The organism is Longimicrobium sp. (genome assembly GCF_036554565.1).
Lineage (GTDB): Bacteria > Gemmatimonadota > Gemmatimonadetes > Longimicrobiales > Longimicrobiaceae > Longimicrobium.
Window position 1 is genome coordinate 1 of sequence record NZ_DATBNB010000346.1, and the last position, 9,747, is coordinate 9,747.

Genomic DNA, 9,747 nt, shown 5'->3' on the forward strand with positions numbered 1-9,747 from the left:
GTGTGGGTGGGATCGAGCGCCAGCGCGTCGTCCGCCGCGTCCAGCGCCTCGCGCCAGCGGCGGCGGCCCAGGTGCGCGGCGGAAAGCACCACGTAGTGCCCCGCGTCGTCCGAATCGATTCGGATGGCCTGCTGCGCCGCCCGCATGGCGTCGTCCCACCGCTCCGCCTCCAGGTGCACCCGCGCCTCGGCGTAGTGCGGAAACGGGTCGTCCGGCGCCAGCCCCACCGCGGCGAGCTGGGCACGGAGCTGCGCGCGCGCGGCGTTGCTCCCGCGGTCGTCGTTCTTCCGCAAGGAAACCAGCAGCAGCTCGCAACGGCCCGGCCACTCCGTGTCGCTGAGGATTCCGCTCAGGTAGTCGAACACGTTCTCCAGCGAGCGCCCGACGAACACCAGCCGCGCATCACCCGCGCGCGCCACCACGCCCGCCGCGCAGGGGCGAAGCTCCGGGAGCAGGCCTATCATCCCGCGCCCGCTGTGCCACGGCGGCACCGGAGGAAGCTCCGCCTCCAGCAGCCGCCCCAGCTGTTCACGCCGGGACACGTCCCAGCGGAACGGAACCGCCTCGCCGCGACCGGACATCGGCTCAGCCGCCGGCCAGGCGCCGCACGCCGTCCACCAGCCGGTCCACGTCGTCCTCGGAAACGTACGGCGCCACCCCCGCGCGGATCAGCCCCCCGCAATCCGAAAGGCCCAGCGCCTCGCAGACCGTGGTCGCGTAGAAGTCTCCGTTCCACACGAACACGCCTTCCTCGCCCAGCGCCCGCGCCGCCGCGTCCGGCGACACCCCGTCGATCACGAAGCCCGCCGTGGCCGTGCGCTGGCCGTCCGCGCCCGGCCCGTGCACCCGCACGCCGGGGATGGCGGTGAGCCCCGCGTACAGCCGCGCGAACAGCGCCTGCTCGTGCGCGTCGAACGCATCGTACGCGCTCCGGAGCCGGTCGCGCAGGCTGCCGCCCTGCGCCGGCGCCAGCGAGGCGATCCACTCCACCGTGGCCGCGGTCGCCGCGATGCCTTCGTGGTTCATGGTCCCCGTTTCCCACCGCTCCGGCGCGGCGTTGCTGGCGGGGGGCACCTTGTACGGGGTCAGCCGCTCCAGGTGCTCCGTGCGTCCCCACAGGATTCCCAGGTGCGGCCCAAAGAACTTGTAGGCCGAGCACGCCAGGAAGTCGCAGCCGATGGCCTGCACGTCGGGGAGCCGGTGCGGCGCGTAGTGCACGGCATCGACGAAGCACAGCCCTCCCGCCTCGCGCGCCATCGCCGCCACGCGCGCCACGTCGTTCACCGTGCCGATGGCGTTGGACGCCGCGCCCACCGCCACCAGCCGCGTCCGCGGCGAAAGCAGCCCGGCCAGCGCGTCGTAGTCCAGCGCGTACGTTTCGGTGCAGAACGGCAGCACGTGCACCGTCATCCCGCGGTCTTCCGCCATCAGCCGCCAGGGGGCCACGTTGGCCTGGTGATCCAGCTGCGTGACGATCACCTCGTCGCCCGGGCCCCAGTCGCGACCCAGGGCGCGGGAAAGCGCGAAGGTCAGCGTGGTCATGTTCTGCCCGAACACCACCTCGCGCGGCGAGGGCGCGTTCAGGAACGCCGCCATCGCCTCGCGGGCGCGGGTGAGGATGGCATCGGTCTCGGCGCTGGTGGCGAACCCTCCGTGCGTGTTGGCGTTGTGCATCAGCAGGTAGTCGCTCATGGCCTCGGCCACCTGCCGGGGCACCTGGCTGCCGCCCGGGCCGTCGAAGAAGGCGATGGGCCGCCCGGCGATGCGCCGCTCGAACACGGGAAAGTCGGCGCGGACTCGGGCTGAGAACTGGTCAGGCATGCGCTGCGTCTGGATTTCGGCGTTCCGGGACAAACGATCGGCGGCGACAGATTAGCGCCGCGCGCGCCGCCCGGCTACCACGGGTTCCGGATACCCGGTCTCCACGTTGCTGGCGAGCAGCGCATCATCATCGGCATCTCCGTCCGCCTCGCCTTCGAAGAACTGCTCCAGGCGCACGGGGCCCTCCGGAAAACGGGCGATGATCTCCAGCTCGCCGCCCATGGCCTGCACGTAGCGGCGCAAGGTGCTGAGGTACATGTCGGTGCGCCGCTCCAGCTTCGACACGCTGGCCTGCGAGGTCCGGAGCGCGGCCGCCATGTCCTGCTGCGTCTTGAGGCGCGCCCGACGCAGCTCGTCCAGGCGCATCTCGCGAAGCACCGCGGCCGCCTCCGCCTCGATCTGGGCGATGCGCTCCGGGCCCCAGTGCGCGATCAGGTCACGAAACTTCTTGGCCATGGTGCACCCTCCCGTGCAGATGGTTTCAGGCCTTCCAGCTCGTCTGCGACTTCTTCCAGGTGCGCGTCGTACAGCACCTCGGCCACGGGAATGAACCGCTGATACCAGCGCCCGTCGCCCGTCTTGTCGCCGCCGATGAGCAGGATGGCGACACGGCGCGGATCGAACGCGTACAGCACCCGGTACGGCCGGCCTTCGTGCTGCACCCGAAGCTCGCGCATGTGGCTGTAGCGCGACCCCCGAACGCTGCTGCTGTGGGGAAACGGCAGGTGCGGGCCCGCCGCCTCCAGCAGTTGCACCGACCGCGCGACCGAGTCCTGCTCACGCTCGGACAGGCTGTCCCACCACCCGCCGAACTCGTCCGTATACTCTACTTCGAAGCTCATGGGCAACATAACCTCCGTTGAATATTCCGTCAAGGGCATTCACACCTGCGTTCTCGCGCCGGCGCGAACGAAGGAAGAGGAAGCGGATCCGTTCGACGGAGGCAGGGAGGTCCGCGGGCGCGGACGGGAGCGAGCGAGGGAGTGGTGCGAGTGCGGCGGGCCGAATGCGCCTCAGGCGCGCAGGTGCGTTCGGCCTCAGGCAGAAAAAGAGAGGGGTGGAGACGGAACCCGTCTCCACCCCTCTCTTTCGGGGGAACCTGCCGGGCGGCGAAGCCCGGCGGCCATGGTCTTACGACAACGCCCAGAACCCCTCGAGGGCCGCGCCGTCCGCGCTTTCGCGCAGCTTCTCGAACGCGCGGTTGCGGATCTGGCGGATGCGTTCACGCGTGACGCCCAGCATGGAGCCGATCTCCTCGAGCGTGCGCTCCTCGCCCTCGTCGAGCCCGTAGTACAGGTACAGGATCTTGCGCTCGCGCTCGGTGAGGTACTTCTCGAACATCTTTTCCAGGAACTCGCGCCGCGCCTGCGACTCTACCTCTTCCTCGATCTGCTCGGCCTCGCTGCCGGCGAAGCGCTCGCCGAAGCTGGCGCTGTCACGGTCGCCCCGGTCCAGCGGGGCATCGAGCGAAAGCTCGCTGGCGGCCACCCGGCGCAGGGCGCGGATGGTGTCTACCGGCTCGCCCATGTCGTCGGCGATCTCCTCGTCGGTCGGCGAGCGGCCCAGCTGCTGCGTAAGGGCCGTCTCCACGCGCGACAGGCGCACCAGGTTGCTGTTCTGGTTGAGCGGAATGCGCACCGACCGCGTCTGCTCGGCCAGGGCCTGCAGCACGGTCTGGCGGATCCACCACACGGCGTACGAGATGAACTTCACTCCCTTGTCCGGATCGAACTTCTTCACGGCCTTCAGGAGCCCCTCGTTGCCGATGCACACCAGCTCGGCCAGCCCAAGGCCGCGGCCCTGGTACTTCTTCACGTAGGAGATCACGAAACGGAGGTTCGCCGTCACGAGACGCTCGGCGGCCTGCTTGTCTCCAGCGCGCGCCCGGTGGGCAAGGGCGCGCTCCTCGGCGGGATCGTCGATCAGGGGATATTTCTCGACGTCCTGCAGGTACTGGTCGAACGAATCCAGGGCCCGTGAGCTCAAGAACATGTGGCTCGTCCTTTGGGTAAAATGACGAGAGCAGCGAGCCCCGGTGGTGTGCGAGGCTCGCTGCTCTCAATTCACGCGGAGCGGTTTGTATCCCCCCGGAAATGCTGTCTCATAACAGGTCAATGTAGGCCGCAAGGCGTCCAAAGTCAATCTTTTCTCCCGGGCGCGCTCCGCACGGTGCTTCCGGCCCTGATAGCCTGCCCGTTCCGAAAGGTTCCGCTCGCTCCGCCCTGAAAAAGGGCGCGCCGCGGCGCCGCAAGTTGCGCGCCGGAACGGCTCAGGCCTTCGAAAACGCGCGCCACAGGTAGTACGCCGGAATGCCCAGCAGGATGATTCCGAAGCCCAGCGCCGAGTTGGCCGTGTCGTTGATGGCCGAGTTCAGCAGCATGCCGCAGGCGCCCACCAGGAACAGCACCGGCACCACGGGATACCCGGCCGTGCGGTAGGGGCGCGGCAGGTCCGGCCGGGTGCGGCGCAGGCGAAAGACGGCCAGCACGCTCAGCGCGTAGAAAGGCCAGATCCCCAGCACGAACGAATCGGCCAGCTGCTGGAAGCTGCGCCCCAGCACGTACGCGATCCCCAGGCTGGCGGCCAGTCCGATGGCCGCGTACGGCGTCTTCCACCGCGGGTGCACCGCCGCGATGGGGCTGAAGAAGTTGCCGTCCGCCGCCATGGCGTACAGGATGCGCGGACCCGTCATCGTAGACCCGTTCAGGGCGCCGAAGGTGGAGATCATCACCATCCCCGCCACCACCGAGGCGCCCACCGGCCCGAAGATCTTCTGCGCCACGTCCGAGGCCACCAGCGGGCTCTTCGCCATCTCCGGCATCGTCATCACGAACAGGTAGCCGGCCACGATGGTCAGGTAGATGGCCGCCACCGCGAGCACTCCGCCGATGATGGCGCGCGGCATGGTGCGTCCCGGGTCCTTCACCTCGCCCGCCATGAAGGTGAGGTCTGCCCAGCCGTCGTACGCCCACATCACCGACACCAGCGCCAGCCCGAAGCCCACCCACGAGGTGGGCGCCAGGCCGTTGGGGTTGGCCAGCGCGCCGCCGCCGCCGTCGCCCAGCAGGAACGCCGCGAAGGCCAGCCCCACGATGGCGATTACCTTGGCGCCGGTGCTGAGGTTCTGGACGATGGAGCCCCACTTCACCGAGCGGATGTTGGCCAGCCCCAGCAGCAGGATGGCGCCGGCGGCCACCCAACGCACCCATCCCGGCCCGTAGCCGAACATCCGCCCGGCGTACTCGGCGAAGATCATGGCGATGGCGCCCAGCGCCGAGGGGCGGATCACCAGCAGCTCCGTCCAGCCGAAGAGGAAGGCGGGAAGCGGCCCGTACGCCTCGCGCAGGAAGACGTACACGCCACCCGAGCGCGGGAACATGGCCGCCAGCTCGGCGATGGTCAGCGCCCCCATCAGCGCCACCAGCGCGCCGACGATCCAGATCAGCGAAAAGGCGCCCAGCGTGCCTACCCGCTCGGCCACGGGGGCGGGCACGCGAAAGATGCCGCTGCCGATGGTGGAGCCCACCAGCACCGCCGCCGCGCTCCAGATGCCCAGCCTGCGCGGAAGCTCGTCGACGAAAGTGCCGATGTCGTGGTCTGCGGGCGCGGCGTGCGGCGCCGCCTGCGGTACGCTCATGTGCGGGGTGGCGGATGTTGTGTGGCGGAAGATCGGAACCCGGAGTCCACGCAAGATAGTCCGTGCGGGCGGCGCGACAACAGGGACGCGCCGGGCGCAGGGGAACCCGCACTGGCGCCGTCCCGTATCAATCGCCAGTATCGCCATTGCCCGCGGCGCCTTCCGTACCGCGACGCGCGTCCCGACATCCAACGCCTACCATGTCACACTCTCTCGTCATCCGCCGCGCGCTGCTGGCCGTGCTGGCGCTTTCGGCGGCCGTCCCCCAGGCGGCGCCCGCGCAGGGGCAGGACCCGTCGCGGCTGTCCGTGGAGCGCATCTTCGCCTCCCCCGAGTTCCGCCTGCAGACGCTTCCGGCGGTGCAGTGGATGAACGACGGCCAGCGCTACACCTTCGTGGGCACCGACGGCGACCTGATGGTGGAGGACGCCGCCACGGGTGCCCGGTCCGTGATCGTGGACGCGGGGCTGCTGGGGCCCGCCGGGGCCGGTGAGCCGATCGAGATCGAGGACTACCAGTGGTCAGACGATGAGCGCAAGCTGCTGGTGTACACCAATAGCCAGCCCGTCTGGCGCGCCAACACCAAGGGCACCTTCTACGTGTGGGACGTCGCCGCGCGGCGGCTGACGCCCGTCTCCACCGCGCCCGGCTGGCAGCAGTTCGCCAAGTTCTCGCCTGACGGCGGCAAGGTGGGCTTCGTTCGCGACAACGACCTCTTCGTCACCGACCTGGCCACCGGGCGGGAGACGCGGCTGACCCGCGACGGCGGCGAGCAGATCATCAACGGCACCTTCGACTGGGTGTACGAGGAAGAGCTGGGGCTGCAGGACGGCTGGCGGTGGAGCCCCGACGGGCGGCACATCGCCTACTGGCGCATCGACCAGTCGCCCGTGCGCACCTTCTACATGATGCAGGAGACGGACAGCCTGTATGCGCAGCCGGTGGCGCTTCGCTATCCCAAGGCCGGCACGCCGAATCCCATCGCCCGCATCGGCGTGGTGAGCGCGGAGGGCGGCGAGACGCGGTGGATGGATACGGGGAGCGACCCGTCCGTCCTCCTGGCCCGGATGGAGTGGGCCGCGTCGCCGTCCGAGATCGTCATCCAGCGCACCAACCGCATCCAGAACCGCCTGGACGTGATGGTGGCCGACGCCGCGACCGGCCGCAGCCGCGTGCTCTTCACCGAAACCGACAGCGCGTGGGTGGACGTGGGCGACGACTTCCGCTGGCTGAACGGCGGGCGCCAGTTCCTGTGGACGAGCGAGCGCGACGGGTCCAACCACCTGTACGTCTACAACCGCGACGGCTCGGTGGCGCGCCAGTTGACGCGCGGGGACTGGGAGGTCACCAGCGTGCTGGGGATCGACGAGAAGAACGGCTGGGTGTACTTCGGCGCGACGGAGCAAGGGCCCGCCGAGCGCCACGTGTACCGCGTGCGGCTGAACGGGCGCGGCGGCGTGCAGCAGGTGAGCCGCGACCGGGGCACGCACGTGGCGGCGCTGAGCCCGGCGGGCACGTACTGGCTGGACTTCCACTCCCGGGCCGGCGTGCCGCCCGTCATCTCGCTGCGGCGGCCGGACGGCGCGCACGTCCGCACCCTGGCCGACAATGCATCGGTTCGTCGGACGCTGGAGGCGCTGGCCATCCGCAAGCCCGAGTTCATCCAGGTGCCCGGGGCGGACGGGACGATGCTGAACGCCACCATCATCCGCCCGGCGGACTTCGATCCGGCGAAGAAGTACCCCGTGCTGATGTACGTGTACGGCGGGCCGGGCTCGCAGACGGCGACGGACGCGTGGGGCGGAAACCGCTACCTCTGGCACCAGGTGATGGCCCAGAACGGATACCTGGTGGTCAGCGTCGACAACCGCGGCACGGGCGGGCGCGGGCGCGACTTCAAGAAAGTCACGTACCTGCGGCTGGGCCAGCACGAGGCGGCCGACCAGGTCGCGGCGGCCCAGTGGCTGGCGCGGCAGCCGTACGTCGACGCGCAGCGCATCGGCATCTGGGGGTGGAGCTACGGCGGCTTCATGACGGCGTTCAGCATGATGCAGCCGGGCTCGCCCTTCAAGGCGGGCGTGTCGGTGGCCCCCGTGGCCGACTGGGGGCTGTACGACACCATCTACACCGAGCGCTTCATGCGCACCCCGCAGGAGAACCCCGAGGGCTACCGCCGCAGCCCGGTGGGTGAGGCGGCCAACCTGCGCGGCAGGCTGCTGCTGGTGCACGGCACGGGCGACGACAACGTGCACTTTCAGAACAGCGTGAGGCTGGCCAACGCGCTGCAGGCCGCGGGCAAGCAGTTCACCTTCATGGCCTACCCCAACCGCAACCACTCCATCTCCGGCAGGGCGACCAGCGCGCACCTGTTCACCATGATGACCGACTGGGTGCTGGCCAACCTCTGATCCGCCTGGGTTTCACGCGGAGGCGCGGAGGAACGGATGAGCCGCGGAGGGGCTGGAAGCCCTTCCGCGGTTCTTCATTCACTTCACCAGCTTGAAGAAGACGCCGAACGCCTTCTTCGCCGTCGGGGTCAGCTTGCCGCGGCGCCAGGCGTCCGCCGCCTTGCGGATGACCTCGGCGGTGGTGGGATACGGATAGATCACGTCCCCCAGCTTCCCCAGCCCGATCCCCGCCGTCATCGCCTGCGTCACCTGCGTGATGAGATCGCCCGCGTGCTCGCCCACGAGCGTGGCGCCAAGGATGGTGTCGGAACCCGCCTTCAGGTGGACGCGAAAGAATCCCTCCTTGGTGCCTTCCAATCGCGCGCGGTCCACCTCCTCCATCTGGATGGTGATCGTCTGCACCTGCTCGCCGCGTTGCCGAGCCTCGTCCGGCGAAATGCCCACGTGGGCCACCTCGGGTGAGGTGTACGTGCACCAGGGCATCACCAGGTCCGCGACCTTGCCGCGCCCGAAGAAGAGGGCGTTGCGCACCACCATCCGCGCCTGCGCGTCGGCCGCGTGGGTGAACTTGAACTTGGACGCCACGTCGCCGATGGCGTAGATGCGCGGGTTGGAGGTGCGCATCCGCTCGTCGACCGTTACGCCGTGCTTGCCCACTCCCACGCCAGCCAGCTCCAGCCCCAGTCCCTCCACGTTCGGCGCGCGCCCGGCAGCCACCAACAGGTGCGAAGCCGACACGGTTCGCGCCGCGCCCTCGTGCGAGATGCGCAGGGTCTTCCCCGCCCCGTCCGTCCGCACGGACTCCACGCGCGCGCCCAACAGGACCTCGACGCCGTCCCGCCGGAGCGCGGACGCGATCACTTCGCCGGCGGCGGGATCGTCGTTCTTCAGCAGGCGGTCGCCGGATTCGATGAGGGTCACGCGCCCGCCCAGGCGTGCGATTGCCTGCGCCATCTCGCATCCGATCGGCCCGCCGCCGAGGATGGCGAGGTGCTCGGGGCGCTCGGTAAGCGAGTAGAAAGTCTCATTGGTGAGATAGCCGGAATCCGCCAGCCCATCGACGTCCGGGACCGCCGCGCGTCCGCCGGTTGCGATCACGGCGCGGTGAAAGAGCAGCCGCTTTCCATCCACCTCCACCGCGTCGTTGGACACGAAGCGCGCATCGCCAAGGTACACGTCCACGCCGATCTGGTCTCGGAACCGCGCGGCGCTGTCCACGGGGCTGAGGTCCGCGCGGATGCGCCGCATGCGCTCCATCACCGCGGCGAAGTCACCGTCTCCGCCCGCCGCGGGGCCGCCGTAGCGCGCCGCCGCCTCCCGCGCCGCATGCCACGATTTGGCGGCAGCGAGCAGGGCCTTCGACGGCACGCAGCCCACGTTCAGGCAGTCGCCGCCCATCAATGCACGCTCGATGAGCGCCACCCGCGCGCCGACCGCCGCACCGATGGCGGCCGTCACCAGCCCCGCCGTCCCCGCGCCGACGACGACGAGGTGGTAGCCCCCCTTCGGCGGCGTGGGATTGGTCCACGCGGTGGGATGGACGTTCTCCAGCAGCCGCCGGTTGTGCGAATCCAGCGGCTGCACGGCGGGAATGGAGGTCGGATCGTGGGCCATGGTTTCGCGGCGGATGATCAGTGGTCGAATAGCAAAAGGAGGAGCCGCGGGGCTCCTCCCTTGGAAAGTACGGTACCGATCCCGTTTCGACTAACCCCGGAGCATGCCGCGGTTCCCCCTCCCCCGGCCCCTCCCCCGCAAACAGCGCGGGAGAGGGGGGAACTTCGGTCGGGGAACGTCACACCGGATTGGGGGGCTGCCGGTGAAGGCCCCTGGGAGCCCCCTCCCCCCGGCCCCCGTCCCCCGCTGCGCAGGGGAGGGGGAGAC

8 protein-coding genes are annotated in these 9,747 nt (G+C 69.9%); 1 reads left to right on the top strand and 7 read right to left on the bottom strand.

What is annotated here, in order from left to right; genetic code table 11:
- The 6 genes from VIB55_RS09690 to VIB55_RS09715 all read right to left on the bottom strand — a co-directional run.
- A partial coding sequence (locus VIB55_RS09690; RefSeq protein ID WP_331876448.1) for a tetratricopeptide repeat protein occupies nucleotides 1–581 on the bottom strand: 581 nt, incomplete at its 3' end.
- Nucleotides 582–585: 4 nt separating this feature from the next.
- The gene (locus VIB55_RS09695) at nucleotides 586–1,821 is read right to left on the bottom strand and encodes a cysteine desulfurase-like protein (RefSeq protein ID WP_331876449.1); all 1,236 of its coding nucleotides are present in this window, start codon (nucleotides 1,819–1,821) and stop codon (nucleotides 586–588) included.
- Between the two features lie 51 nt (nucleotides 1,822–1,872).
- Entirely contained in the window at nucleotides 1,873–2,277 is a 405-nt protein-coding gene (locus VIB55_RS09700) for an XRE family transcriptional regulator (protein WP_331876450.1), read from the bottom strand.
- Nucleotides 2,253–2,663, bottom strand: a complete 411-nt coding sequence (locus tag VIB55_RS09705; RefSeq protein ID WP_331876451.1) for a type II toxin-antitoxin system RelE/ParE family toxin — start codon at nucleotides 2,661–2,663, stop codon at nucleotides 2,253–2,255. The genes VIB55_RS09700 and VIB55_RS09705 overlap by 25 nt, the downstream gene beginning before the upstream one ends.
- Before the next feature lie 289 nt (nucleotides 2,664–2,952).
- Nucleotides 2,953–3,813 carry an RNA polymerase sigma factor RpoD/SigA gene (locus VIB55_RS09710; protein WP_331021968.1) on the bottom strand — a complete coding sequence of 287 codons (861 nt, stop codon included), beginning with the start codon at nucleotides 3,811–3,813 and terminating at the stop codon, nucleotides 2,953–2,955.
- Nucleotides 3,814–4,090: 277 nt separating this feature from the next.
- Nucleotides 4,091–5,458 (bottom strand): APC family permease, encoded by a 1,368-nt coding sequence (locus VIB55_RS09715; protein WP_331876452.1) that lies wholly within the window; start codon nucleotides 5,456–5,458, stop codon nucleotides 4,091–4,093.
- 200 nt (nucleotides 5,459–5,658) lie between these two features.
- On the opposite strand from VIB55_RS09715, the gene VIB55_RS09720 reads away from it, so the two are divergent.
- Nucleotides 5,659–7,866 (top strand): S9 family peptidase, encoded by a 2,208-nt coding sequence (locus tag VIB55_RS09720; RefSeq protein ID WP_331876453.1) that lies wholly within the window; start codon nucleotides 5,659–5,661, stop codon nucleotides 7,864–7,866.
- 78 nt (nucleotides 7,867–7,944) lie between these two features.
- Here the strand turns inward: VIB55_RS09720 and VIB55_RS09725 are convergent, their stop codons facing one another.
- Nucleotides 7,945–9,480: a mercuric reductase gene (locus tag VIB55_RS09725; protein ID WP_331876454.1), complete on the bottom strand. Its 1,536-nt coding sequence runs from the start codon at nucleotides 9,478–9,480 to the stop codon at nucleotides 7,945–7,947.
- Nucleotides 9,481–9,747 lie beyond the last annotated feature (267 nt).

Bases quoted from the DNA above. Each gene is read 5' to 3' on its own strand.
- VIB55_RS09695 (WP_331876449.1), bottom strand. From the start codon at position 1,821: ATGCCTGACCAGTTCTCAGCCCGAGTCCGCGCCGACTTTCCCGTGTTC.
- VIB55_RS09700 (WP_331876450.1), bottom strand. From the start codon at position 2,277: ATGGCCAAGAAGTTTCGTGACCTGATCGCGCACTGGGGCCCGGAGCGC.
- VIB55_RS09705 (WP_331876451.1), bottom strand. From the start codon at position 2,663: ATGAGCTTCGAAGTAGAGTATACGGACGAGTTCGGCGGGTGGTGGGAC.
- VIB55_RS09710 (WP_331021968.1), bottom strand. From the start codon at position 3,813: ATGTTCTTGAGCTCACGGGCCCTGGATTCGTTCGACCAGTACCTGCAG.
- VIB55_RS09715 (WP_331876452.1), bottom strand. From the start codon at position 5,458: ATGAGCGTACCGCAGGCGGCGCCGCACGCCGCGCCCGCAGACCACGAC.
- VIB55_RS09720 (WP_331876453.1), top strand. From the start codon at position 5,659: ATGTCACACTCTCTCGTCATCCGCCGCGCGCTGCTGGCCGTGCTGGCG.
- VIB55_RS09725 (WP_331876454.1), bottom strand. From the start codon at position 9,480: ATGGCCCACGATCCGACCTCCATTCCCGCCGTGCAGCCGCTGGATTCG.